This window comes from Leucobacter tenebrionis, assembly GCF_019884725.1.
Taxonomy (GTDB): domain Bacteria; phylum Actinomycetota; class Actinomycetes; order Actinomycetales; family Microbacteriaceae; genus Leucobacter; species Leucobacter tenebrionis.
Window position 1 is genome coordinate 2,428,061 of record NZ_CP082322.1, and the last position, 24,687, is coordinate 2,452,747.

Consider the following 24,687-nt stretch of genomic DNA (forward strand, 5'->3'; position numbering starts at 1 on the left):
GGCGAGCGGTTAGACTGGGCGGGTTCGAATCCTGAAGGAGAGTGCGCATGCACGTGACGGCCGTGCTGGTCGCCTACAACCGACGCGAGCTGCTGCGGGAATCGCTTCAGGCTCTCGCGGCGCAGAGCCGTCCCGTCGACCGGCTCGTAGTGGTCGACAACGCGTCGGACGACGGATCCCGCGAGGTCGCGGCCGAGCTGCTCGAGCCGTGGGGCGCGCGGGCGCGGCTGATCCCGCTCATCGAGAACACCGGCGGGGCCGGCGGGTTCGCGACCGGCATCGCGGCCGCGGTCGCCGAGGACGATGTCGACTGGGTATGGGTGATGGATGATGACACCGTGCCCGGCCCCGACGCGCTCGCGGGCGCGCTCGCGGCTCACGAGCGGTACTGCGCGACCGGGCAGGACGACCTGGCGGTGATGGGATCCCGCGTCGTCTGGACCGACGGCGAGGATCACCCGATGAACACGCCGAAGGCGAAGATCCGGGCCTCCGCCGATGAGCGCGCCCGGGCCGCCGAGATCGGCTGCATGGAGATCCGGTCGATCTCGTTCGTCTCGGCGTTCCTCCGGGCGCCGCGGGTGCGCGAGCAGGGGCTGCCTATCGCGGACTACTTCCTGTGGAACGACGACTTCGAGTATTCGGCCCGCCTGCTGCGCGGCGCCCGGGGCCTGTACGTGCCCGGTTCGGTCGTCACGCACAAGACCGCGAAGCGGGGGTCGAGCGATGCCGATCCCGGCCCTCGGTTCTACTACGAGGTGCGCAACAAGCTGTGGGTGTTCCGCCTGTCGAAGGCGCTCCACGGCTGGGAGAAGCTGCTCTACATCGGGGCGACCGCCCGCCGCTGGCTGCGCACCTTCCGCGCCTCGTCCGACCGCGCACAGCTGCGCGACTGCCTGAAACGGGGCTGGCGCGACGGCTGGTTGCGCGCGCCGCGCTCGACCCGCGAGGTGCTGCGCGACACCGGGGTGCCGGTCGACGTGATGATCGAGGTCGAGCGCCTCTCGAAGCCGGGCCGCTAGGCGAGCGTATGGCGCAGAACGCTCCGCAGGCCGACTTCTCGCTGCTGCTCCCGGTGTACGCGGGGGACGATCCCGGGTTCCTGCGGCTCGCCTTCGAGTCATCGGTGGATCGCCAGAGCCTGCGTCCGGCCGAGGCCGTGATCGTGCAGGACGGGCCGGTGCCCGAGCCGCTGGCCGACGAGCTCTCGCGGATCGAGGCGCACAGCCCGATCCCGACCCGCATCGTGCGCCTCCCCGAGAACCGGGGCCTCACCGAGGCCCTCAACGCCGGTCTCGACGCGTGCTCGCACCCCGTCGTGGCCCGGATGGACGCCGACGACGTCTCCCTGCCCGGCCGCTTCGAGCGCCAGTGGGCGCTGCTGCAGCGGGGCTTCGACCTCGTGGGCACGGGCATGGTCGAGTTCGAGAGCGATCCCGAGCAGCCCGTCGCGACCCGGGTGCCGCCCGTCGGCTCGCAGCGCATCCGCGACCACGCGCGCACCCACAACCCGTTCAACCACCCGACGATGATGTACCGCGTCGAGGCGCTCGACCGCGTCGGCCGCTACCGCCCCTTCGGCAAGATGGAGGACTACTGGTTGGGGATCCGGCTCATCGACAGCGGCGCACGCGTGGAGAACATCGCGGATCCGCTGCTCGCCTACCGCGTCGGCTCGGGGGCGTTCGCGCGCCGCGGCGGGTGGGCCGAGGCGCGCACGGAGTGGCGACTGCAGCGAGAGATGCTGCGCATGGGCTTCGTGACGCGCGGCCAGTACCTGCGCAACGTCGTGATGAAGGGCGCGTATCGTCTGATGCCCGCGCGGCTGAAGCGCGTGCTGTTCCGCGGACTCGTGGGGCGCGGGCTGCCGGGGGATCGCGCCGCGGAGTAGCGGCGTCGGCCGATCAGCGCGTCGTGAGCCCCGGCGACTGGGCCCGCGAAGGCGGGATCTGCGCGAGGATCTGCTGCAGGCGCTCCTGCAGCTCAGGGGCCATGGTCGCGGCGTAGAGGCTGCTCAGGTGGTTGTCGTCCATGTACACGTTGACGTTGCCGATCACCGCCGGGCAGGTGTCATCCGGGCAGATGAGGTCGGTCATGTCGAGCGTGAACACGTCGGGGCCCGCCAGCTCCTCGGCCGGGTTGCGCTCGGCCAGGGCCTGCGAGCGCTGCACCCCGCACTCCTCGGCATCTTCGGCCTGCTCGACGCACAGGTAGCTGTCGAACGTGAACCGGGGATTGTCGCGGATGAGCACGACCGGGACGCCCATCTTCCGCAGCCGCTCGATGGACTCGTCGGCGCCGTCGAGCACGTGCTCGCGCTCGCCCGCATCCTGCGGGTGATCGGCGTCGGTGGGTTCCGTGGCGGCGCCGATCGTGAGCACGGCGTCGGGGTCGATCTCCTCGATGAGGTCGAGCACGTCCTCGTTCCACTGCCGGCACTCGGCGCTGTGGAAGACGTCGTCGCTCTCTTGCGTGTCGCGCAGGCCGAAGGCGCATGCCGCGTAAAGGAACGAGACGGCGTGCCAATCGCTCTGCTCGGCCGCGATCGCGAGGGGGTCGAGCCACTGCTGGGCGTGAGAGTTTCCGATGACGACGATGGTGCGGGCGGGGCGATCGACGGGTTCCGTCTGCCGGCACAGTTCGACGCTCTGCGGCAGCGGCAGCAGCTCGCCGCTCGAGCAGTCGTCTGGCAGGCCTCCCCACTGGCGGCCCAGTTCTTGCGGCAGCGGGCGGCGGGGAGCATCGGGATCGACTTCGCCTTCCCACCCCGGAAGCAGCACGGCGGCGCCGGGGTTCGGCTGCTCTCGCTCGTCGTCCGCAGCAGACCCTGATTCCGACTCCGCGATGATCTCGTCGGCCTGCTTCGCCGACGAGTACTGGATGGCCGTGAGCGGACCCGCGACGAGCGCGATCGACACCACGATGACCAGGAGGCCCCTGGGGTTGCTGCTGTTGGCCCAGTGGCTCCGGCGGAGCGGGGAGTCGACCGCCCACGTGAGCAGGCGCGCGAGAACGATGGAGACGAGGATCAGGATCAGGCCCTCGACGAAGCCGAGCGGCTCGCCTCGACGGCTCACGAGCGTGAGCACGAGGATCGGCCAGTGGACCAGGTACAGCGCATAGGCGTCCCGGCCGAGCATGAGCACGGGGCGGGTCTCGAGGATCACCGCGGGGCCGAGACCGCGATCCTCCGGGGTGCCCGCGAGGATGATCGCCGCGACCGAGAGCACCGGCCACAGCGCGAGGTAGCCGGGGAAGCCGCCCTGCACGTCGAGCACCATGCCGCAGGCGAGCAAGGCCGCGAGGCCGACCCAGCCGATGATCGCGCTGAGCCCGCGCGGCAGGCTGATCCAGGGCAGCACGACCGCGAGCAGGGACCCCGCGGCGAACTCCCAGAGCCTCGCGCCCGTGTCGAAGTAGGCGAACTGCTGGTGGTCTCGGGTGGTGATGACCGAGTAGGCGAGGGACGCGGCGAAGAGCAGCGCGAAGAAGACGAGAGCGACCGCGCGTACGCTCCGCAGCCGGAAAGTCCAGCGTACGAACGCGATGACTGCGAAGAGCAGCGGCCAGAGCAGGAAGACCTGACCCTGCACCGATAGCGACCAGAAATGCTGCAGCGGCCCCGCGAGCGCGGTGTCGGCGTAGTAGTCGACCGATTCGAACGCGAGCGCCCAGTTCTCGGAGTAGAAGAGGGACGCCCAGGCGTGGTGCCACAGCGCGGGGTGAGATGAGGCGGGGAGCACGAAGGTGCCGGCGATGACGGTGGCGGTGATCACCACGACCGCGGCGGGCAGCAGGCGCTTGAACGTGCGGATCCACTGCCCGGCGATCGCGAGGGGTGCGCCCACCTCGAGACGCCGCACGAAGGAACCGGTGAGGAAGAACGCGGAGATCATCAGGAACGCGTCGACTCCGCCCGACACCCTGCCCAGCCACACGTGGTAGATCACGACCAGCAGCACGGCGACCGCGCGCAGCCCGTCGATATCGTGACGGTAGCGAAGCTGCGGGCGCGAGGACGAGGGCTTCGGCGAAGACGACGGCATGCGCGAAATAGGCGCAGCTGCTGTCTCGGGCATCAGCCGATGGTACCACCGCGACGGAGGCAGTTCGGTGTCTCGGAAATGACCCCGAGGTGTCCTCTTGCGGCGGACCTCTAGAATTGCTGGAGACTTCGACGAGGGGAACTGCTGTGTCGACTGGACTGAACGAGACGAACGACGACGGGACGCGTCGGCGGCTCCTCTCCATACGGCCGGCGCTGCTCGTGACCGCGCTGATCGCGGCTCTCGCGATGGTGTTCTCACCGCTCGTGGCGCCGACGGCGGCTCAGGCGAGCAACCCGTCGACCGGCTTCAACCCGGGGCACATCATCTCGGACGCCAACTTCTACGACGGCAACGGCATGACGGCCGCGCAGATCCAGACGTTCTTGAACAAGCGGGTGCCCCGCTGCACCATCGGCGACCCGGGCCGCGAGGCATACCGCCCGTGGGGCAGCACCAAGGTCGCCGGGTTCTGTCTCAAGAACAGCTCGTTCAGCTACCAGGCCCGTGCTGCGAATTCGTACTGCAAGGCGGTCGCGGGAGGCACCAGGGAATCGGGCGCGACGGTCATCGCCAAGGTCGGCAGGGCGTGCGGCATCAACCCGAAGGTGCTGCTCGTGATGCTCGAGAAGGAGCAGAGCCTCGTCACCGACACGTGGCCGACCGTGCGGCAGTTCGACGTCGCGATGGGGTACGCGTGCCCGGATTCGGGACCGAACAACTCGGCGAACTGCGACCCGAGTCAGACCGGCTTCTTCCAGCAGGTGTATCGCGCGGCGTGGCAGTTCAAGGTCTACCGGGCATTCCCGAACAGCTACGGCTACAAGCCGTTCCAGACCAACACGATCCAGTGGCATCCGAACGCCGGCTGCGGCACGTCGCGGGTCTACATCGAGAACTGGGCCACCGCCGCGCTCTACATCTACACCCCGTACCGCCCGAACCAGGCGGCGCTCGACGCGGGTTGGGGCACGGGTGACAGCTGCTCGAGCTACGGCAACCGAAACTTCTACAACTTCTACAAGCAGTGGTTCGGGTCGCCCGCGCTGGCCGTGGATGCTCGCCTGCAGAAACTGTACTCCGCGAACAGCGCTGTCATCGGAGCGCCCAGGGCCAACGCGCAGGAGGTCGCGGGGGGCATTCGGCAGGAGTTCGAGCGCGCGACGATGTACTGGCACTCGGCGACGGGGGCGTCCTTCGTCAGCGGCGGGATCCGCACCACCTATCTCGGCACGGGCGGACCCGGCGGATCGCTCGGGTTCCCCCGCTCCCTGCAGAAGAGCGAGGGATCGGGCTGGAACCAGTCGTTCCAGCGGGGCTCCGTCTTCTGGCACTCCCGCTACGGCGGCAAGATCCTGAGCGGCGGGATCGAGAGCGCCTACCGCGCCCAGCAGGGCGTCAGCCGGCTCGGATACCCGACGGGGAATATGACCGCGATGTCTCGAGGCTGGATCCAGCGTTTCGAACGCGGCAGCATGACCTGGGCGAGCGGAGCCGGAGGCGTGCAGGTGACCGGCGGTATCCACACCTACTACCGGGCGCAGCGGGGGCCCTCGACTCTCGGGTTCGCCCGTGCGCCTGAGCGCTACATCGCCGGCGCGTGGTGGCAGCCGTTCGACAAGGGCGACATCTACTGGCGCAGCGGCGCCGGGGGCACTGTGGTCTCCGGCGGCATCCGCAACGGCCTCGCGGCGTTCGGCGGCGCGGCGAAGCAGGGATACCCGCTGGGAGCGCAGAGGAAGCAGGCCGACGGTCTGTGGCGTCAGAGCTTCCGCAACGGGGTGGTCGCCTGGTCTCCCCAGGGGGGATCCGCCCTGCTCACCGGACAGATCCTCAAGCACTACAACGCCAAGGGGTCGTCGGTCCTAGGCTTCCCCTCGGGGGCTCAATCGGCGGTCGGCGCGGGGATCAAGCAGGAGTTCACGAAGGGCACGCTCTACAAGTCGCCCGCTACACCGTTCGTGCTCACTTCGGGCGGTATCCGGAACGCTCTGGGGGCTGCGGGCGGTGTGCGCGCGGTCGGATTCCCGATGAAACCCGAGCGTCGTATGCCCACGGGGGAATGGCGCCAGGAATACGAGCGCGCGCTCGTGCTGTGGTCTCCCCAGGGAGGGGGCGGTGCGGTGACCGGGGCCATTCGCAACGCCTACGTCTCAGGATCCATCGCGGGTGCTGGCTTCCCGCGCGGCAATGCGTGGACCGAGGGCGCGGGCAGGGCCCAGGAGTTCACGAAGGCGACCGTGTACGCCCGCGATACCCGCGTCGTGCCGGTAGCCGGTGGCATCCGCGCCGAGTTCAACCGTCAGGGGGGAACGAGGGTTCTCGGCTTCCCCCTCTCCGCGGAGCGCAAGCTCTCGAACGGTACCTGGCAGCAGCGGTTCGAGAAGGGCACGATCACCTGGAGCGCGAAGGGCGTGAGGGTGGCCTGGCGCGGGCTTCCGGACGCGCCGGTCGCCGATGATACGACGGGGACCGAGGAACCCGACAGCCGGACGACCGAGCCGGAGCAGGAGGGGACCTCCGATCCCGAGCAGCCCGCGGGTGACGGCGAGCAGGGGCAGTCGGATGCCTCCGGCGATCCCGAGCAGGGGAACGCTGCCGCGGATCCGGCCCAGGGCGGGGAGGAGGAGCCCCCGGCGCCTCCCGAGCAGGAGGCCTCGGCCGACTCCCGGTCCGAGAGCGGAACCTCGGCTGCGGATGAGCCCCGCGGCTAGGGCTTTTTCGAATCTGGAGCGGGTACCCTGTTCTGATAGCACCAACAACTCTCGGTGCTCAGCAGGGGTATGCGAAGGAGAATTTGCATCGTATGAGCGAAGCAGCCGAGTCTGAGGTGCAGACGTTGGCGAACCCGTACAGCTCCGTCGTGCTCCCCGAGCTGGGCGAGGACCGGGTTCCCGATGTGTCCGTGGTCATCATCTGCTACAACGATGCCGAGCACCTGCCGTCGGCGGTCGAATCGGTGCGCATCCAGACGCTCGAGAACGTCGAGATCCTCATCTGCGACGATCACTCCACCGACGATACTCCCGCCGTCGCGGCCGCTCTGTGCGCCGAGGACAGCCGGATCTCGTACCACCGCCTCGAAGTGAACTCAGGAGGATGCGGAGGACCGCGTAATCGGGGCATCCGCGAGGCCCGCGGCCGCTACCTCATGTTCCTCGACTCGGACGATCAGCTCGAGCGACACGCCTGCAAGAACATGATGCTCGCAGCCGAGCGCGACGGGAGCGAACTCGTCACGGGGCTCATGCAGCGGAGGTATCTCGACGGATCGGGGATCCGCGAGCCGTGGTACGGCTGGCTGTACACGGAGCGCCGTCTGCTGCAGAGCATCGCCGATTTCCCGGAGCTCATCCACGACACGACCGCGACCAACAAGCTGTACAGGCGCGAGTTCTTCGACCGTACGGGCCTGCGGTTCCCCGAGGATATGCACTACGAGGACATCGCCTTCTCCGCGAAGGCCCTCTGCAGCGCTCGGGGGATCAGCGTCATCCCCGAGTACATCTACTTCTGGAACGTGTATCCCTCCGAGACCCGGGAGTCGATCACCAACCAGAGAGATGACGAGAAGAATCTCCGAGACCGCATGTTCGCGATCGATATCGCGCAGTCGGAATACGAGGCCGTGTCCGACGAACTGCGCGAGGAGATGGAGCTCAAGATCCTGAAGCACCATCTGCGCCTCTACCTGAACGACATTCCGAAGTACGACGACGAGCGCGCGGCCGCGATCGTCCATGCGGTGCTGCCGTACGTCGAGAAGATCAATCTCGAGACGGTCGAGAAGCTGAACCTCGGTGAGCGGGCGCTCTACGCGGCCCTCTTCACGGGGGATATCGAGGCCGTCAAACGCTGCATGCTCGTCGGGCGGCACGGGTCCGTCGGCGGCGAGGTGGTCGCGGCCGAGGGCGGTGCGTTCTGGAGGCCGGGTCCCTCGGGCGAGCGCCCCGTCGGCTCGCCGATGGCGGCCGCGCTGAGCGATTTCAGCCAGACCCACTACGTCGAGCAGGCGCACACCCAGATCTCGTACGCGTATGTGCTCACCGAGGTCAATGTCGAGAACGACAAGCTCATCCTGCGCGGGATCGCGTCCGATCCGCTCGGCAAATTGAAACTACCGGGAAGCGCCTTGAGGATCGGTCTGCGGAAGTTCGGCGAGGGGACCACCTTCTCCGATTACGTGCCGCTCGTCGCAGCGGGCGACCAGGTCACCTGGAGCGTCGAACTGCCGCTGCCGCGGCGCAATTCATTGAGGGAGCGGGCCGACCGCGAGTTCTACGTCGATACGAGGCTCGCGGGCGGATCGACGAACTCCGCCCCGCTGCGCATGGCGCCCAGCCTCGAGGGCGAGTTGCAGGCCATCGTCGACCGCACGCTCATGGGGCGGATGCTGCGGGACCGCTGGTCGTTCCAGGCCGGGTTCCGCGACATGGCGCTCCTCAAGGTGGATATCTCGCCGTGGGGCGATTTCGTGCGACGCACGGCGAAGGGAGCCGTCAAGTACCTGCCCGGCCGGAAATGGATGGCCGCTCGACTGGACGATCTGCGCAACCCGTACTCCTCCCTCAACCGGGATACCGTCTACCCGCTCATGCGACGCTTCCCGATCAAGGACGACCTGGCGCTGTTCGAAGCCAACATGGGGTCTTCGGTCTTCGACAATCCCCGAGCGGTGTTCGAGCAGCTGAGGCGCAGCAATCCCGAGATCAACGCGGTCTGGGCGGTCAACGGCAACCCGCGGCTCGATGCCGAACTCGGTTCCGCACCGCGCGTTCAGCGCGGGTCGCTCCGATACCTCTGGATGCTCGCCCGGGCGAAGTACATCGTCGACAACCAGTCGCTGCCCAATTACTTCGTGAAGCGCGACGAGCAGCGGTATCTGCAGACCTGGCACGGTATTCCCTATAAGAAGATCGGCTTCGACCTGGTGCTCACCATGTCCAAGCAGGAGCAGAAGCGGGTGAGCGAGGCGGTGGCCGCCTGGGACGGGCTCGTCTCGCCGAGCGACTACTTCGAAGAGGTCTTCCTCCCCGCCTTCGACTACCACGGTCCGCTCATCCGCGGCGGGTACCCGCGCAACGACGTGCTGCTGCAGCTCGCGGAGCGCAAGCGCGAGCTGCGAGCGAAGCTCGACATCGGGGCGGATCGCAAGGTCGTGCTCTACGCCCCCACGTTCCGCGATGGAACGCGGGGCAAGCGCGATGAGGAGCTGCACTTCGACATCGAGAAGTGGGACGAACGGTTCGGCGACGACGTCACCCTGCTCATCCGCTCCCACTACCTCAATCGGTTCTCGATCCCCGAGCGTTTCAAGGGCCGCTGCATCGACGTCTCCGACTACGGTGACGTTGCGGAGCTGTACGCCATCTCCGACGTGCTCGTCACGGACTACTCCTCGGTGATGTTCGACTTCGCGCTGCTGGGCAGACCGATCGTGATCTTCGCACCCGATTACGAGGAGTTCACGACTCAGAGCCGCGGGGCGTACTTCGATCTCTCCGCGAATGCCCCCGGTGCCTTCACCCTGACGGAGGACGAGATGTTCAATGCAGTGCGGGCCGGACTGAGCGCCGACACCGCTTCCGCGGAGCTCCTCGATTTCCGGCGGAAGTTCTGCGGGGAAGAGGACGGGCGCGCCTCGGAACGCGCGGTGCAGTTCTTGCTGAGCGGAGGGAACTCATGAGGAAGCCGTCGCGCATCATCTTCGTCCAGAACCGGCTCGACGACCTCGGGGGCGTCTCCCGCTGGTGCGCGACGATCTCGGCGGAACTGCTCGAGCGCGGATACTCGGTCGAGATCGGCGGTGTCGTGCCGGCCCCCGATGACGAGCGCGCCGGCTACTACTCGGATGCCATCCGCACCTGGACGCTCTCGCCCGGGGCTCGGCCGCACCCTGACGATTACGGCTCCTTCTTCGGAAGGAACCGGTTCAACCGGGCTGAGAGCCGTTTCCAGCACGGTGTCAGGAGCAGCGCGAGGAAGATCCTTCGCGGTTACGGACACGACGATCTGATGATCTTCACCCAGATCTTCGCCAGGGAGAGCTTCGCCCCGGCCTTCGGCGACCTGGAGTTCCGGGATCGCCCGAGAACTATCGGGCAGTACCACAGCTCGTTCTCCCTGGCGACGGCCGACGGTGACCGGAGGCGGGCGCTCGACGCCTACCGCAACGACGATCTCTTCTCCTGCCTGACTCCGGAGGACGCCGAGCTCTTCACGCGCTACGGCCTCAACAACTCGATATCGGTCGACAACCCGGTGACGCTGCCGGGAGAAGCGAGCATGGCGGCCCTCGAAGCGCCCATCGCGGTGTCGCTCAGCCGATACGACTCCATCAAACAGGTGGACCACATGGTGAAGGCCTGGGCGCTCGTGCACCGCGAGGCCCCGGAGTGGCAGCTCCATCTGTACGGCAGCGGTCCGCTCGAGGACGAACTGCGGCAGGAGATCGTCGACGCGGGGCTCGATGGCAGCGTGCGCCTCATGGGACCAACCGACCGGCCCGCCGAGGTGCTCTCGAACGCCAGCATTTCGCTGAACAGTTCGAGGCACGAGGGTTTCGGGCTGGCGCTCGGCGAGGCCGCGCTGCTCGGCGTACCGAGCGTGGCCTACGCGTGCAGCCCCGGTGTGGAAGAGGTCGTCCGCGACGGGGAGACCGGCGTGGTGGTGCCCGCGAACGACGTGAGCGCCCTGGCGCACGGCATTCTCTCGCTGATCCGCGATCCGCAGCTGCGCCGGCAGTACGGTGCCGCCGCTCGCGAATATGTGAGCGAGCGCTTCGGAGTGCAGCGCGTGGTCGACCAGTGGGAGCGCGTGTTCGAGAACGTCTACCGCTGAGCCGCCGCACGAAGCGACTCGTTCGAGCCCCGGCGCCGGATCGGTGACGCCGGGGCTCGGGTCGTTCTTCAGCCCAGGGACGGTGCCGGCTGCGCGTCCGGCTGCTCTCGAGGAGCGAAGGTGAGGCCGTCCTCGAGGGTGAAGGTGGCCGTGCCGTTCTGGAAGTCCAGCATCCGCGGCTTGTCGTCCTCGAGCCACCCCCCGTACGGGTGGCCGGCGAGGTATCCCCACGGGCCCGTCGGACCGCCGTGCTTGAGGTACGACGTGAGGAAGATGTCTCTCGTGAGGCCGACGGTGCGGCGCTCGTCGCCGTCGAGGTACGAGGTGATGATGCCCCACTGGAACTCCTGGTACGAGCCGCCGCCGTTGGCGTCGGTCTCGATCCGCGGGCCCAGGGGCTTGCCGAACCTGCCGGGCTTCTCGAGGTAGACCTCGGCGAAGTCGCCGGTGATCGGGAAGCGGTCGTCGTCGGCCGACGAGGAGTCGGCGGCCGCGCCGTTGAGGTGCAGCACGGCCTCCTCGATCGGCCCGTCGAACACGATGCGCCCGTGGTCGAGCACGACGCCCCGCTCGCAGAGGCGGCGCACCTGGGAGACGCTGTGGCTGACGATGAACATCGTCTTGCCCTGCTCGCGCATCTCCATCATCTTCTGGTCGCACTTCTGCCTGAACTGCGCGTCGCCGACCGAGAGCACCTCGTCGACGAGCAGCACGTCGACTTCGGTGTGCACGGCGACGGAGAACCCGAGGCGGGCGTACATGCCCGACGAGTATCGCTTCACCTCGGTGTCGATGAACTCCCCGATCTCGGAGAACTCGAGGATGCTCTCGAAGCGCTCGTCGGTCTCCTCCTTCGACATGCCGAGGATCGCCGCGTTCAGGTAGACGTTCTGCCGCCCGGAGAGGTCGGGATGGAAGCCGGCGCCGACCTCGAGGAGACCCGCGATTCGACCGCGAGTGCGCACCCAGCCCTGATCGGGGCGGAGCACACCGGAGAGCAGCTTGAGGGTCGTCGACTTGCCCGAGCCGTTCCGGCCCATGATCGCGATCGACTCGCCCTCGGCGACCTGGAGGCTGAGATGATCGACCGCGTTGAAGCTCGTCTTGAGCTGCTTGCGCTTCAACCAGGCCACGAACGACTCCTTGAAGGAGTGCGTGTGGTTGATGTTGAAGGACTTGCAGACGTCTTCGAAGACGATCGCCGGCTTGCGGTTGTCTTCGTGGTCAGAGGCGTTGGGCAAAGGACCCCTCCAGCTTGCGGAATACGAACTGGCCGAGCACGAGCGTGAAGATCGTCAGGCCGATGCCGATGAACGTGTTGATGAGGAGGTCGCCGGGCCTCGGCACGTCGGGGGCCAGCGGATGCCAGAAGACGTCGTGGAAGAGCTCTACCGCGGTGGTCATCGGGTTCGCCATGAACAGGTGGTAGAGCCACGAGGGCGCCCGCTCGTACACCATGGTCCACGAGTACAGCACCGGGGATGCCCAGGTGGAGAACATGAGGATGAGGTCGACGAAGTTCCTCGCATCCCGGTACGCGACGTTGATCGCTCCGAAGAACAGGCCCAGGCCGAGCGCGAACAGCACGATGATCGCGACGCCGGTGATGAAGGCGAGGACCTGCAGCCAGCTGACCGTCCAACCGCACAGCAGCACCACCACGAGCAGCAGCACCGCCTGCGGGAGGAAGTGGACGAGGGCGACGCCGACGGCGGAGACGGGGAACAGCTCGCGCGGCAGATAGATCTTCTGCACGAGGGCGCGGTTGTCGACGATGGCGCTCGTGGTGTTGCGCAGCACCTCCCCGAACAGGTTGACGGCGACGATCCCCGCGAACAGATAGATGGGGAAGAACGCGATGTCGCGGTGGGCCTGCATGATGACCCCGATGACGAGGTAGTACATGAGGAACTGGGCGCCGGGGCGGATGTACGACCAGACCCAGCCGAGCACCGAGCCGTAGTATCGCGTCGCAATCCCCTTGTTGAGGAGCAGCGACAGCAGATACCGATGGCGGAATACATCGATGAGCCCCTTGCTCTTACCCGGAGTGTCGAACTCGGGATCGTTGAGCGCTGAGTATTGGGTCACGAACGTGAAGTTTACCTCTTCATCCAGGGCGTCTGCTCAAGAGGCCAAGGCGGTGGCCACCGGGCGCAGTTCGGCTTGGGAGGCCCACCAGGTCGCGATGCCGCTCAGCGTTCCGAGCTCCGACGATCCCGGATCGGCGTCGGTGAGGAGATCCCCCGAGCGGTAGCGCGCGAGCAGCACCTCGGCCAGGCGGGGATCGTGCCCGGCTCGCTCGAGACCCACCGCGTTCACGCCCGCGAGGCGGGGCGGCGTGCCGTAGACCTTCGCGAACGGGGGCACATCGCGGGTGACGGGGGTGCCCATGCCGACCATGGCGCCGGGGGCGATGATGCGGCGCTGGTGCACGACGGCGTTCATGCCGATGTTCACCCGATCCCCGATCACGCAGTGGCCGCCGATCGAGACGCCGGCCGAGACGGTCGCATCGTCGCCCAGGAGCACGTCGTGAGCCAGGTAAGCGCGATTCAGCACCCAGCTGCGGGAGCCCACGGTGGTCTCCCGGTAGGTGCCCTGATGGATCACGGCCCCCTCGCGGATCACCGCGCCCGATCGGATGCGCACCCCCGCGTGCTGCAGGTCGCCGCTCCAGGCGGCGTTCTGGGGCAGGCTCGACATCTCGGGCGGAGCGCCGATCTGGGCCCCCGGCCCGATCCAGACGTCGTCCTCGATCGTGCAGGGGCCGAGGATGACGGCCCCCGGCCCGATCTTCACGTTGCTGCCGAGGGTGACGCCCTCGCCGATGACCGCGTGGGGGCTGATATCGCTCATGGCATCGAGCTTAGTGCGCGCGCCGCGCTCCTCAGCAGGAGACCCGGTAGAGCGCCGCCTCTCCCTCGCGGTCGATCTCGGTGAGGATCGGCGAGTGTTCGAGGCCCTTCATCTGCTCGAAGGGGCCCTCGCGCGTCGGATCGTTCTCGAAGATGTAGTCGGTGCCGAAGTCGAGCACGTACTCGACGCCGATCTCGGCCGAGAGCGCGCAGGCGGCTGCGGGGTCGGGCACGAGGGCGCCGACGAACTCGTAGTAGCGCGGATCGTAGGTGCCGTTGGCGTGGGGGAAGAACACCGGGCGATCGGCCAGCGCGTAGGCCAGGGCGCTGCCGTTGAGCGGGTTGTTCGCGATCAGCGCGCCCTCGGGCACCTCCGAGGGGAGGCGCTCGAGAAGCCGCAGCTCGTCGGTGCTGAGCGACGTGCCCTTCTCTGCGTCGTAGCGCACCTGCACCTCTCGCAGAGCCGAGTCGCTGCCCGCCTGACCCAGTGCGACGAGGAAGACGAGGGCTGCGGCTGTCAGGCCCCGCGCTGCTCGGCGGGGGCGGGCTGAGAACGATGCGGCGAGGCGCCGCAGGCCCGGCCTGAGCATGGCCCACCCGGCCGATGCGCCGAGCACGGCCAGCGGGAACGCTCCGAAGGGCACGAGCGAGGCGAGCCTGCGGGGATCGTTGTACCAGGGGTTCAGGAAGAGCGTGCGCCAGTCGGAGGAGGGGAAGCCGTCTGCGATGAGGTAGAACGCGGCGAGAGCCGCTGCGCTGCCGACGGCCCAGCGCAGCGGCCGGAAGCGCCAGGCGAGCGCGGCGCCGAGCAGCACGAGCGCGGAGACCGCCCAGGCGTGGCCCTCCAGGTAGGGCGTGCCCCCGAGGATCTCGAGGGCGGCTCGCTTCGGTCCGTAGAAGCCCTCCCACTTGTTATCGCTCGTACGCCCCGCGATCCACGCCACGGCGGCGAGCGCCACGAAGGCGATCACCCCGATCGCGGCGCCGAGGCTGCGCGCCCAGCGGGGGAACCGGCTCGACGCGCGCTGGCCGCCGGGCCCGGCGACAGCACCCCCGCGCCAGGCGCGCACCGCCGCGAACAGCACCGGGAATGCGGCCCACACCAGCAGAGTGTGGAGCGCGCTGGGGTGCGCGAGCACGGCGGCCCCGAGCGCACCGAGCAGGAGCAACCAGCGGGTCGCGCTCTGCAGCGGCATCGCCCGACGGGCGGGGCCCAGGTTCAGCAGCTGCAGCACCGCCACGAACAGGAACGGCAGCAGCGCGAGCGAGAGCAGGTTGGGGTAGAGCACCCCGTAGCCCGTGAGGAACAGCGGGAAGTTCGCGAACGCCGCCGAGAGCGCCCCCGAGATCGCGGTCACCCGCGTGCTCGGGCCGGCGATCGCGCGTCCGAGGGCGACGGCGCCGATCGGCCAGACCACGGCGGCGACGGCGAGAAGCGCGCCGTTGGTCGCGAGGGGGATCGTGGCGCCGCTCAGCTGCGCCACGAGCGCGACGTAGGCGTGCCAGAGAGTCGGATAGAAGACCGGTGCTCCCGGAGAGATGAGATCCACGGCCAGCGGCGTCGCCGACCCCGAATCGAGGATGTCGCGCACCTCGTTGAGGTGGAAGATCGCGTCGAATGTCTGAGACACCGCTCCGGGGGATCCGAGCCCCGCGAGCACTGAGAGCGCGATCGCGCCTCCGCCGACGGCGGCCGCTCCGACCGGCAGCCAGAAGGACCTCGTGAAGGATCGCGCGCGCTCCGCCCGGACGGGCCCGATCCACCGGCGCAGCACGAGCAGTACGAGCGCGAGCGCGAGCGCGCAGCCGAGGGCCGGCAGCAGCGACCAGCCGAGTCCGGCGAACGGGGCTGCGATGCTGGCGAGCGCGAGGGCGGCGAATCCAGCGGGAATCGCCACGACTGCCGCGGTGAACCCGCGCAGGCGGAGCGCGAGCGCCGCCGGGGCTCCGAGCACGGCGATGATCGCGACGGCGATCAGGGACGCGGCGGCGAGCGAGAGCCAGGTCATCACGGGGCGGCGCCCTCGTCGCCGTCTCGACGGTCGTTCTGCTCGCGGATGCGCGCCTCCATGAGTGCGACCGACCGCGCGAGGTCGGTGACCCTGGCGTCGGTGCGAGCCTTCGCGCGTACGACCGCGACCGCGAATGCGATCAGCGCCACGATGAAGAGGTAGAGCAGCAGATCGGTGCCGCGACCGATGCCGAAGAAGTGCGCGACGTGCGTGAGCATGCCGGGGAAGAGGATCGCGGCGACAGCCGCGACGACGAAGACGATGGCGAAGAGGCGTTTGAGGGCGAGGGAGCGCTCGCCCGGGATGAATCGCAGGGCGAACGCCGCCGCCACGAAGACCGCCACGATGAGCAGGAGCTGGAAGAGAGTCATGGGGCGCCTAACGGATGATGAGGTCCACGAGGATGTTCACGGAGTTGAGCAGCGACTGGCCCTTGGCCTTCGAGTAGTCGCTGTAGATGACCTCGACGGGTTGCTCGGCGTAGGGCAGGCCGGTCTTGCCGAGCTGCACGACGATCTCGGTGCCGTGCGCCATTCGATCCTGCCTCAGCTTGATCATGCGCAGCGCATCGTCGCGGATCACGCGCAGCCCGTTGTGGGCGTCGGTGAGGCGCGTATGCGTCGTGAGATTGGTCACCCAGACGGCGGTCTTCAGCACGATCCTCTTGAGCACGCCGGGGTCGGTGCGGTCGTCGAGGAATCGGGATCCGAACACGATCGCCAGATCCTCCGCTCGGGCCCGCTCGAGCATCGCCGCGGCGTCTTCGACGCGGTGCTGGCCGTCGGCGTCGAACGTGACCACATAGCGCGCCCCGCGCTCGAGCGCGTACTCGAAACCCGTCTGCAGGGCAGCGCCCTGGCCGAGATTGATCGGGTGGGTGACGAGGTGCGCGCCCGCGGCGGCGGCGATGGCTCCGGAGCCGTCGCGGGACCCGTCGTCGATGCACACGACCTGCGGAAACAGGGGCAGCAGCCCCCGCACCACCTCCGCGATCACGGTCGCCTCGTTGTACAGCGGAATGACCACCCAGGTGTCGGCGGCAGGGGGGCGCTCACCCGCAGGTTCGAGGGACATACATGTATTCTGACAGATAGGACTAGCGCGCTTTCTGGGGCGCGCGAAAGGTGTGTTTCTATGTCGACGGACTTCATCCCCGCAGCCAAGCCGATCGTCGGCGACGAGGAGCGAGAGGCAGTCGATCGGGTGCTGCGCTCGGGCATGATCGCGCAGGGCCCCCAGGTGGCCGCGTTCGAGCGGGAGTTCTCCGATCACTTCGTCGAGGGCCGCGACGTGGTCGCGGTGAACTCGGGCACCAGCGGTCAGCACCTCGGCCTGCTCGCAGCGGGGGTCGGCTCCGGCGACGAGGTCATCGTGCCCTCCTTCACGTTCGCGGCGACCGGCAACTCGGTGGCGCTCACGGGCGCGACGCCCGTGTTCGTCGACATCGAGCCCGACTACTTCACCCTCGACCCCGAAGCGGTGCGCGCGGCCATCACCCCGCGCACGAAGGGCATCATGCCCGTGCACCTCTACGGTCACCCGTTCCTGGTCGACCGGATCGAGGCGATCGCCCGCGAGCACGGCCTCGCGATCTACGAGGACGCGGCACAGGCGCACGGCGCCTCCTGGAGCGGTCGCCCGGTCGGCACGATCGGCGACTTCGCGATGTTCAGCCTGTACCCGACGAAGAACATGACGTCCGGCGAGGGCGGCATGGTGTCGTGCGCGAACGGCGAGCTCGCCCGCAACGTGCGTCTGCTGCGCAACCAGGGCATGGAGAAGCAGTACGAGAACGAGGTCATCGGCTTCAACGCCCGCATGACCGATATCCACGCCGCGATCGGGCGCGTGCAGCTCACGAAGGTCGACGGCTGGACCGCGCAACGGCAGCGCAACGCGGCCGCCCTGAACGAGGGTCTCGCCGGTCTCGCCGGCGTGCAGACCCCGAAGGTCGCCGAGGGGGCCGTGCACGTCTACCACCAGTACACCGTGCGTCTCGACGCCGGTGAGCGCGACCGCATCCACGTCGCACTCAAGGAGGAGCACGGGGTCGGATCGGGCGTTTACTATCCGATCCCGAACCACCGGCTGCCCTCGCTGACGAAGTTCGCCCCCGGCCTCGACCTCCCCGAGACCGAGCGCGCGGCGCGCGAGGTGCTCTCGCTGCCCGTGCACCCCTCGCTCACCGAGGGCGACCTCGAGCGCATCGTCGCGGCCGTCACCGCCGTGGTGAACGCCGGCGCCTGATCCTCACCGCATGAAACAGATCTGGATCACCCTCCGGCAGCTCCTCCCGCTCCTCCCGAAGGGCGCGCAGCGCTACTTCGCCATGTACATGGCGGTGACGAGCGTCATCACGATCCTGGACGCGATCGGGATCACGATGCTCATGATCGTGATCCAGCCCGCCATCACGGGAGCACCGATCAAGCTGCCGGTGATCGGCGCCCTCTCGCCCGAGGTCGCTCCCGTGCTCGTGCTCATCTCGCTCGCGCTCATGGTGACGAAGTCGGTGCTGAACATCGTGCTGCAGTGGTTCGCGACGCGGCGCTTCGCGCAGTACGAGCTCGCGATCGGCGACCGCCTGTTCCGCGCGTACATCGGCTCGAGCTGGGAAGAACGCTCGAAGCGCTCCGTCGCCGAGATCACGCGCATCGCCGACGCCGGCATCGCGAACACCATGGCCGGCTTCATCCTGCCGATCATGCGCCTGCCGAGCTTCCTCTTCACCTTCCTGTTCGCCCTCGGCGCGCTCGTGGTCTCGAACCCCGCGACCTCGGCGATCGCCCTCGTCTACCTGTCGCTCGTCACCCTGCTCGTGCACTTCGTCGTCACGAGGAAGGCGCTCGAGGCGGGCCAGGTGAACCTCGACTACAGCTACCGCGTGGCGAACCTCATGACCGAGATGATCGAGGCGCTCAAGGAGCTCAGCCTGCGCAATCGGTTGAGCGAGGTGGCGGATCTCGTGACCGACAACCGCCGCCACAGCACCCGGGCGCGCGCCAACGGCTCGTTCCTCGGCATCCTGCCCGGTTTCGCGTTCGAGGCCGCCCTCATCGGCGGCATCGTGCTCATCGGCGGGTTCGCGTACTTCCAGGGCGGCATGACCGCGGCGCTCACCGCCGTGGCCGCGTTCGCAGTGGCGGGCGTGCGCCTCATCCCGGCGATCACGGGGCTGCAGGGCGGCATCGTGCAGGCCACCGCCAGCATCCCGGGCGCGAACGACGTCGTGGGCGACCTCATCGCCGCCGAGCGCGACATGGAGACCTCGCAGACGCCGGCCGACACCGCCGAGCTCGCGGAACGCCCGAAGCGGCTGCGTCTCGACGACGTGCGCTTCCGGTACCCGGGCGCCGACGCCGACGTGATCCGCGGCATGTCCCTCGAGATCCCGCTCGGCAGCTCGATCGGCATCGTCGGCCCCTCGGGCGCCGGCAAGTCGACCCTCATTGACCTGCTGCTCGGTCTCAGCCAGCCCTCATCGGGCGCCATCGAGCTCGACGGCGAGCCCCTGCGGTCGGTGCTGCGGCAGTGGCGCGGCCGCGTCGGCTACGTGCCGCAGCGAGTGGCGCTGTTCGACGGCAGCATCGCGCAGAACGTGGCGCTCACCTGGACCGACGCCGAGATCGATCGCGACCGCGTGGAGTACGCGCTGAAGCGCGCGCAGCTCGGGTCGCTCATCGCCGACCGTGCGAACGGCATCGACGAGCGCATCGGCGAGCGCGGCGTCTCGCTCTCGGGCGGGCAGCAGCAGCGGCTCGGGATCGCCCGCGCGCTCTACACCGACCCGCTCGTGCTGGTGCTCGACGAGGCCACGAGCTCGCTCGACACGAAGACCGAGGACGAGGTGACGAAGTCGATCAAGCAGCTGCAGGGCGAGGTGACGCTCATCTCGGTGGCGCACCGCCTCTCCACGATCAAGGACTACGACCGCGTCTGCTATCTCGACGAGGGCGTCATCGTGGCGCAGGGCACCTTCGCCGAGGTCGCGCGCCAGCACCCCGCGTTCGGCGAGCAGGTCGCGCTGGCCGGTCTCGCGGGCGAGGTGCAGTAGGGCGAACGCGACGGCTTCAGGCCCGCTTCATCACGCGGTAACCGGCGAACAGCGTGCGGAACGGCGCCTGCGGGTGCAGCGCGTAGAAGAGGTTGCGGGTGAGCAGCGAGGCCGGGGAGAGGTAGGCGTGACGCGCCTCGAGGGCTGCGATGATGCGCTCGGGGGTGGCTTCGGGATCGCGCAGCGCGTCGAAGACCGCGTGGTCGGCCCGCGAGAGCAGCCGTCCCACGCGGGGGGCCAGCCGTTGGAAGTGATGGAGCAGGCCGAGCAGTTCGTCGCGGTGCTCGGCGAGGTCTTCCGCGGTGCGCACTCGGGCGAGGATCGCGTCGAAGACATGGATGCGCACGAGCTTCGCGATGATCGAGGCGCGATCCGCGAGGGGAGCCTCCGCGAACCAGGGCAGGCTCTCCAGCTCGTCCATGAACGCGAAATCCTGCGCGACGGGGCGGGCCGAGAAGGTGACGCGGTCGCCGGCGTCGTCGTTGATGACGTAGGCCGGGCCGTCGAGATCGTAGGCCAGCGCGTCGCTGGTGAACCAGACGGTGAGTGAGTACGTGAGATCCTCACCGGATGCGAGGCCCTCGGTGAGCCGCAGCCCTCCGAAGCGCTCCCTGCTGATGAGGCCGAGGGGTGCACTGCGGTAGGCGAGGCGGTCCTTGCGGGGGTGGAGGCGGCGCGTGCGTCGTCCGCCGCGCACGGGAGGGTAGGGGTCGGTCGATCCCGTCGCGAGCCGAATGCGGGCGAGCACGGCGTCGGCGCCGGTCTCGCGCTGCAGCGCGAGCCAGGAGTCGACGGCGCCCGGTGCGAGCTCGTCGTCGGAGCCCATCACCGAGATGAACGGCGCCGTCGACGAGGCGAAGCCGTGGTTCATCGGACCGGCCGGCGAGTGGATGCCGTCGGCGAGGTGCAGCAGGCGCAGCCGAGGGTCGTCGGCATACGCTCCGAGGTTCTCGCGAATGATCTCGGGGTCGATGTTGTGCGCGACCACGTTCACGCGCACGGGCGCCCGGGTGTGGTCGAGCACCGAGGCGGCGGCGCGGGCGACGGGTCGAGTGCGCGAGTGGACGGCGATGGTGAGGTCGACGAGCGGCTCGGTCATGCTTCGATGCTAGTGCCCCCGCACCGCGGACCGGCGGGTGCGACCCTCACACCGTCATGTCGCGCATGGTGCGGCGCGGGCCCTGGCGGTGCAGCGAGAGCAGTGGATTGCGGGTCAGGATCGCGTCGACGCCGCCGAGCCAGCGCGCTTCGAGCAGCGACATCACGAGCGCGGAGTCGGAGTCGGGACTGAGGGCCGCGTCGATCGCGGCTCGGTCGCGGCGGGAGAGGAGGGCGAGGGATCCGGGTGCCATGCCCTCGATGCGCCGCACCAGCGCGGCGAACTCCTGGCGGTGCGCCGCGAGCCCGCCCTCGCCGTGCAACCGGGCGAGCACCGCGTCGAAGAAGTGGAGCCTGAACACCTTCACCCCGAACACTCGCCGCTGACGGCGGCTCAGGCGGCGGAACCACCCTCCCTCGGCCACGACCTCGAGGAAGGCGAAGTCCTCATCGAGGCTGCGCCGCACCGCGGTGACCCGGTCTTCCGCGTCATCGCCGAAGACGTAGGCGGGCCCGTGGCGATCGTAGGCGATCGAGGCGCCGCTGAACCAGATCCGCGCGGAGAGCTCGAGATCCTCACCCGAGGCCAGGCCGGGTGTGTACCGGAGGTCGTCGAAACGGGTGCGGGAGAGGAGCCCGACGGGCTCGTTGCGGTAGGGGAGCCGGTCGAGGACGGGGTCGAGGTTCCGCGTGCGCCCCGGTCGGGTCGGGGGCAGCGGATCCGGTGCATCCGATCCCGCGCGCTCGATCCGCGCGAGCACCGCCTCGGCCCCGGACGACGCGAACGCGAGCCAGGAGTCGAGCGCTCCGGGCCGCAGCGTGTCATCCGAGTCGAGGAACGAGAGGTAGGGGGCCGAGGCGTGATCGATGCCGTGGTTGCGGGGACCGGCGGGGGAGCGGATCCCGTCGTGCAGTTCGAGCAGGTCGACTCCGGGGTGATCCGCGAACTCTCCGAGGGCGGCGCGGATGCTCTCGGGGTCGGTGTTATGGGCGACCACGATCACGCGCACCGCTGCGGCCGTCGCGTCGATCACCGAAGCGACGGCGCGCGTCACGGGCCGTGCCGGCGAGTGCACGGGAATGATGACGTCGACGGTGTGCTCGCTCACGACGCTCATCCTACTGGTCTGGATATGGCACGGATACGTCGCTCACAGGAGCCTGTTCACGGCAGTTCTCCACAGTTTCTGGTTTCCAGCTTCGTGCCGGAGCGGAGCGTCGTATATTCGTTGGAATGGGTGCCTGCATCGGGCCCTCGGCCGAAAGATGGCCGGTCGCCGGTCTGCAGCTGAGGTGAGTGTCAGCGCCCAGAAGGGCGTTCGATCCAGCCGTCGATGAGCGCCCTCGCGCTGGCCTCGCCCGAGTGCACCCTGCGTACGAACGCGGGCCCGGCCGCGGCGATCCTCCTGGAGCGTTCCGGATCCCGGACCAGCCCCTCGATCACCTCTCGGAGCGTGTCCGGGGTCGCCTCGACGATGGGCAGCTCGATCCCGAAGTCGCGCAGCACCCGCTCGCGCACGAAGGGCAGCACGTGCCCCACGACGATCCTGCCGGCGGCCATCGCCTCGCACGCGGCGACCCCGTAGGAGCCCAGCCTGAACTGGTCGAGCACGATATCAGCGGCTGAGAAGACGCGGGGCATCTCACTCGTCGGCACGGCCGTGATGAGCTCGTACTCGACCAGACCCTCGGCGACGAGCTCCGCGAGGGCGGGTTCGATACGGTCGCTGCCCTTCTGCACCGCGTTGCTCGACGCATGGATGACGCGCGCGGGGCCGCCGGACAGGACCGGCCCGTCGCTCGCGAATCGCTCCGGGTCGACCACCACCGGGCACCACGAGGCCGAGGGTACCTCGACGGCGAGATCGGGGGTTGAGATGAAGGTCGGGCGACGCAGGCGCCCGAGCAGTGCGAGGTTCTCGCGAGCGTCCTCGCGGAGGTCGTCGACTCTCGGATCGTCGAGATAGGGCGACCACGGGGTGAGTTCCATGTGGCGATCGGGATCGCGCACGTCGGTTCCGTGGCAGAGGAACGCGACGGAGATCCCCTCAGCCTCGAGCGCCGCGATCTCGGCCTCGAGATCGCGCCCGAACCGCTTGCCGAACATCGAGCGCTCGGCCTCGACGAGCACGTGCGTGAAGCGCCGCGCGGCCTCCCACTCGGCCTCCGCCCACTCCGACGACGCGTTGACCGCGGCGATCGGCACCAGGGTGTCGGCCGGGAACGCGAAGCCGCCGGGCAGCTCGACCGCCATGTTGCGCGCCGCGATCCGCGAGTCAGCGGTCTCGAGCGCGCGGCCCCAGAGATATCCCTGACCCGCGTAGTTCGTGGGGGCGATGTAGACGCGCACCTCGGCCTCGGGCACGGTCGTGACGGGCGCCGACCCACCCCCCAGCAGTCGGCCGGCGAGTCGACCGACGAGGCCGTCGGGGTTGCGCGCCGCCGACTCCATGGTGCGCTGCGCCCAGCGCGGCATCTTGGAGCGATGCTTCACCGCCCAGCTCGCGATGGCACCGAAGAAGCCGCTCAGGTCCGGTCTCGGCTTCTGCTCGCCGGAGGCAGCAGAGCCGTCGGAGGCCGGGTTCTCGCCCGAGCCGTCAGGAGCGGAGCCGCCGTGGGCTGCGGCCGCCCCGCCGCCGACGCGCACGACCGTGTCGGCTACGCGCTCGGTAACCGAGCGCATGGAGTGGTGCGCGGCGGTCCACTCGGCCACCTGCCGGCGCTGCGCCGGAGTGCGTGGGTGATCCGCGATGTTCCGCATCGCCTCGGCGATCGCTGCCGGCGAGTAGTCGACGGCGGCCCCCACCGGCGCCTCGGCCGCGGCCCGCTCGATGAACGGCGCGGTGGGACCCGGGCCGGCGAAGATGACCGGGCATCCCGTCGCGAGCGAGGAGTACGCCTTCGACGTGAACGCGTACTCGTAGCCGCCGCCCGGCCGCAGCGTCGCGAGGCTGGCGAGCGCCGACGCGAGCTGCGGGCGCAGCTCCTCGGCCGGCACCGCCTCCGCGAACTCGACCGCTGCGCCGACGCCGAGGTTCTCGGCGCGCTGCCGCATGGGCTCCTGCTCGGTGCTGTTGCCGATGAAGCGCAGCCGATACCCGGGGTGCGTGCGAGAGAACTCGGCGAACGCGTCGACCAGCACCTCGGCGCCGTGGAGGGGGGTGTAGGTGCCTGCGTAGATGAAGGTGCGTTCGATCTCGCGATCCTCGTATCCGAACACCTCCGTGTCGGCGCCGAAACCGGTCACCGCGATCGGCGCCCGCACCCCGAGTGCGCGTACGCGATCCACGACTCCCTGCGAGATCGTGACCATCGAGGCCGCACCGCGCATCGCGAACGTCTCGAGCCACCGCAGCACCCTGACCACGAGCCCCGAACTCGTCGCGTGGCCCGCCGCGTCCGACCAGATGTCGGCGGCGTCGTAGACGTAGGGGATGCGGCGGATCGCGCAGATCACCCGCACGACCGCGCCGGTGGTGGGCGGCGGCTCCACGAACACCGCCGCGGGGCGCTTCGCGAACAGCAGTCGGAACGCGAGCGGGACGTCGAAGCTCATGTACTGCACGTAACCGCGCACATAGCCGCTCGCGTCGCGCAGCACCGGGAAGGTGCTGATCCGCTCGCCGCGCGAACCCTCGCCCTGACCGGGCAGAGGCTTCGCGGTGAGCACCTCGACCTCGTGCCCCGCGCTCGTGAGCGCGTCGGCCACGCCGCCGAGGAAGAACGAGGCGGCCGAGGGCTCGGGGCGGTAGATTCGGGAGACGATGAGGAAGCGCACG

17 protein-coding genes are annotated in these 24,687 nt (G+C 69.1%); 7 read left to right on the forward strand and 10 right to left on the reverse strand.

Features of this window, described 5'->3' with window-relative positions:
* The first annotated feature begins 47 nt into the window (after nt 1-47).
* Together KVY00_RS11145 and KVY00_RS11150 are read left to right on the forward strand one after the other, a co-directional pair.
* The gene (locus KVY00_RS11145) at nt 48-1,022 is read left to right on the forward strand and encodes a glycosyltransferase (RefSeq protein WP_223043021.1); all 975 of its coding nucleotides are present in this window, start codon (nt 48-50) and stop codon (nt 1,020-1,022) included.
* A gap of 8 nt (nt 1,023-1,030) precedes the next feature.
* The gene (locus KVY00_RS11150; protein WP_223043022.1) at nt 1,031-1,891 is read left to right on the forward strand and encodes a glycosyltransferase; all 861 of its coding nucleotides are present in this window, start codon (nt 1,031-1,033) and stop codon (nt 1,889-1,891) included.
* Nucleotides 1,892-1,904: 13 nt separating this feature from the next.
* Here the strand turns inward: KVY00_RS11150 and KVY00_RS11155 are convergent, their stop codons facing one another.
* Nucleotides 1,905-4,079: an acyltransferase family protein gene (locus KVY00_RS11155; RefSeq protein ID WP_223043023.1), complete on the reverse strand. Its 2,175-nt coding sequence runs from the start codon at nt 4,077-4,079 to the stop codon at nt 1,905-1,907.
* A gap of 113 nt (nt 4,080-4,192) precedes the next feature.
* Here KVY00_RS11155 and KVY00_RS11160 point away from each other — a divergent pair, with 113 nt between their 5' ends.
* From KVY00_RS11160 to KVY00_RS11170, 3 genes are all read left to right on the forward strand, one after another.
* Entirely contained in the window at nt 4,193-6,760 is a 2,568-nt protein-coding gene (locus KVY00_RS11160) for a hypothetical protein (protein WP_223043024.1), read from the forward strand.
* A gap of 92 nt (nt 6,761-6,852) precedes the next feature.
* Nucleotides 6,853-9,732 carry a bifunctional glycosyltransferase/CDP-glycerol:glycerophosphate glycerophosphotransferase gene (locus KVY00_RS11165; RefSeq protein WP_223043025.1) on the forward strand — a complete coding sequence of 960 codons (2,880 nt, stop codon included), beginning with the start codon at nt 6,853-6,855 and terminating at the stop codon, nt 9,730-9,732.
* A complete protein-coding gene (locus tag KVY00_RS11170) occupies nt 9,729-10,886 on the forward strand; it encodes a glycosyltransferase (protein WP_223043026.1) in 1,158 nt (385 codons plus the stop codon). The genes KVY00_RS11165 and KVY00_RS11170 overlap by 4 nt, the downstream gene beginning before the upstream one ends.
* A gap of 68 nt (nt 10,887-10,954) precedes the next feature.
* On the opposite strand, the gene KVY00_RS11175 is transcribed toward KVY00_RS11170, so the two are convergent.
* From KVY00_RS11175 to KVY00_RS11200, 6 genes are read right to left on the reverse strand one after another with little or no spacing between them, the layout of a single operon-like run.
* Nucleotides 10,955-12,127: an ABC transporter ATP-binding protein gene (locus tag KVY00_RS11175; protein ID WP_223043027.1), complete on the reverse strand. Its 1,173-nt coding sequence runs from the start codon at nt 12,125-12,127 to the stop codon at nt 10,955-10,957.
* Complete coding sequence (locus KVY00_RS11180; RefSeq protein WP_223043028.1) at nt 12,111-12,977, reverse strand: ABC transporter permease; 867 nt, start codon at nt 12,975-12,977, stop codon at nt 12,111-12,113. Before KVY00_RS11180 ends, KVY00_RS11175 begins: the two co-directional genes overlap by 17 nt.
* A 36-nt stretch (nt 12,978-13,013) precedes the next feature.
* Nucleotides 13,014-13,745, reverse strand: a complete 732-nt coding sequence (locus KVY00_RS11185; protein ID WP_223043029.1) for a DapH/DapD/GlmU-related protein — start codon at nt 13,743-13,745, stop codon at nt 13,014-13,016.
* Between the two features lie 31 nt (nt 13,746-13,776).
* Nucleotides 13,777-15,753 carry a DUF6541 family protein gene (locus KVY00_RS11190; RefSeq protein WP_317133975.1) on the reverse strand — a complete coding sequence of 659 codons (1,977 nt, stop codon included), beginning with the start codon at nt 15,751-15,753 and terminating at the stop codon, nt 13,777-13,779.
* Nucleotides 15,753-16,127 (reverse strand): DUF2304 domain-containing protein, encoded by a 375-nt coding sequence (locus KVY00_RS11195; protein ID WP_223043031.1) that lies wholly within the window; start codon nt 16,125-16,127, stop codon nt 15,753-15,755. Before KVY00_RS11195 ends, KVY00_RS11190 begins: the two co-directional genes overlap by 1 nt.
* A 7-nt stretch (nt 16,128-16,134) precedes the next feature.
* On the reverse strand, nt 16,135-16,830 hold the full coding sequence (locus KVY00_RS11200; protein WP_223043032.1) for a glycosyltransferase family 2 protein: 696 nt from the start codon (nt 16,828-16,830) through the stop codon (nt 16,135-16,137).
* A gap of 60 nt (nt 16,831-16,890) precedes the next feature.
* Here KVY00_RS11200 and KVY00_RS11205 point away from each other — a divergent pair, with 60 nt between their 5' ends.
* Both KVY00_RS11205 and KVY00_RS11210 read left to right on the forward strand, forming a co-directional pair.
* Nucleotides 16,891-18,003: a DegT/DnrJ/EryC1/StrS family aminotransferase gene (locus KVY00_RS11205; RefSeq protein ID WP_223043033.1), complete on the forward strand. Its 1,113-nt coding sequence runs from the start codon at nt 16,891-16,893 to the stop codon at nt 18,001-18,003.
* Nucleotides 18,004-18,013: 10 nt separating this feature from the next.
* On the forward strand, nt 18,014-19,810 hold the full coding sequence (locus KVY00_RS11210) for an ABC transporter ATP-binding protein (RefSeq protein WP_223043034.1): 1,797 nt from the start codon (nt 18,014-18,016) through the stop codon (nt 19,808-19,810).
* Nucleotides 19,811-19,826: 16 nt separating this feature from the next.
* Here KVY00_RS11210 and KVY00_RS11215 read toward each other — a convergent pair whose 3' ends face one another.
* The 3 genes from KVY00_RS11215 to KVY00_RS11225 all read right to left on the reverse strand — a co-directional run bounded on the left by KVY00_RS11215 (nt 19,827) and on the right by KVY00_RS11225 (nt 24,686).
* Nucleotides 19,827-20,909, reverse strand: coding sequence for a glycosyltransferase (locus tag KVY00_RS11215; protein WP_223043035.1), 1,083 nt, complete (start codon nt 20,907-20,909; stop codon nt 19,827-19,829).
* A gap of 46 nt (nt 20,910-20,955) precedes the next feature.
* Nucleotides 20,956-22,017, reverse strand: a complete 1,062-nt coding sequence (locus tag KVY00_RS11220) for a glycosyltransferase family A protein (RefSeq protein WP_223043036.1) — start codon at nt 22,015-22,017, stop codon at nt 20,956-20,958.
* A 191-nt stretch (nt 22,018-22,208) separates the two neighbouring features.
* Nucleotides 22,209-24,686, reverse strand: coding sequence for a glycosyltransferase (locus tag KVY00_RS11225; protein WP_223043037.1), 2,478 nt, complete (start codon nt 24,684-24,686; stop codon nt 22,209-22,211).
* Nucleotide 24,687 lies beyond the last annotated feature (1 nt).

What these genes read in the sequence shown, in the direction of transcription:
- KVY00_RS11205 (WP_223043033.1), top strand. Translation starts at nt 16,891, where the DNA reads ATGTCGACGGACTTCATCCCCGCAGCCAAGCCGATCGTCGGCGACGAG.
- KVY00_RS11210 (WP_223043034.1), top strand. Translation starts at nt 18,014, where the DNA reads ATGAAACAGATCTGGATCACCCTCCGGCAGCTCCTCCCGCTCCTCCCG.
- KVY00_RS11155 (WP_223043023.1), bottom strand. Translation starts at nt 4,079, where the DNA reads ATGCCCGAGACAGCAGCTGCGCCTATTTCGCGCATGCCGTCGTCTTCG.
- KVY00_RS11145 (WP_223043021.1), top strand. Translation starts at nt 48, where the DNA reads ATGCACGTGACGGCCGTGCTGGTCGCCTACAACCGACGCGAGCTGCTG.
- KVY00_RS11185 (WP_223043029.1), bottom strand. Translation starts at nt 13,745, where the DNA reads ATGAGCGATATCAGCCCCCACGCGGTCATCGGCGAGGGCGTCACCCTC.
- KVY00_RS11200 (WP_223043032.1), bottom strand. Translation starts at nt 16,830, where the DNA reads ATGTCCCTCGAACCTGCGGGTGAGCGCCCCCCTGCCGCCGACACCTGG.
- KVY00_RS11170 (WP_223043026.1), top strand. Translation starts at nt 9,729, where the DNA reads ATGAGGAAGCCGTCGCGCATCATCTTCGTCCAGAACCGGCTCGACGAC.
- KVY00_RS11190 (WP_317133975.1), bottom strand. Translation starts at nt 15,753, where the DNA reads ATGACCTGGCTCTCGCTCGCCGCCGCGTCCCTGATCGCCGTCGCGATC.
- KVY00_RS11215 (WP_223043035.1), bottom strand. Translation starts at nt 20,909, where the DNA reads ATGACCGAGCCGCTCGTCGACCTCACCATCGCCGTCCACTCGCGCACT.
- KVY00_RS11150 (WP_223043022.1), top strand. Translation starts at nt 1,031, where the DNA reads ATGGCGCAGAACGCTCCGCAGGCCGACTTCTCGCTGCTGCTCCCGGTG.
- KVY00_RS11165 (WP_223043025.1), top strand. Translation starts at nt 6,853, where the DNA reads ATGAGCGAAGCAGCCGAGTCTGAGGTGCAGACGTTGGCGAACCCGTAC.
- KVY00_RS11195 (WP_223043031.1), bottom strand. Translation starts at nt 16,127, where the DNA reads ATGACTCTCTTCCAGCTCCTGCTCATCGTGGCGGTCTTCGTGGCGGCG.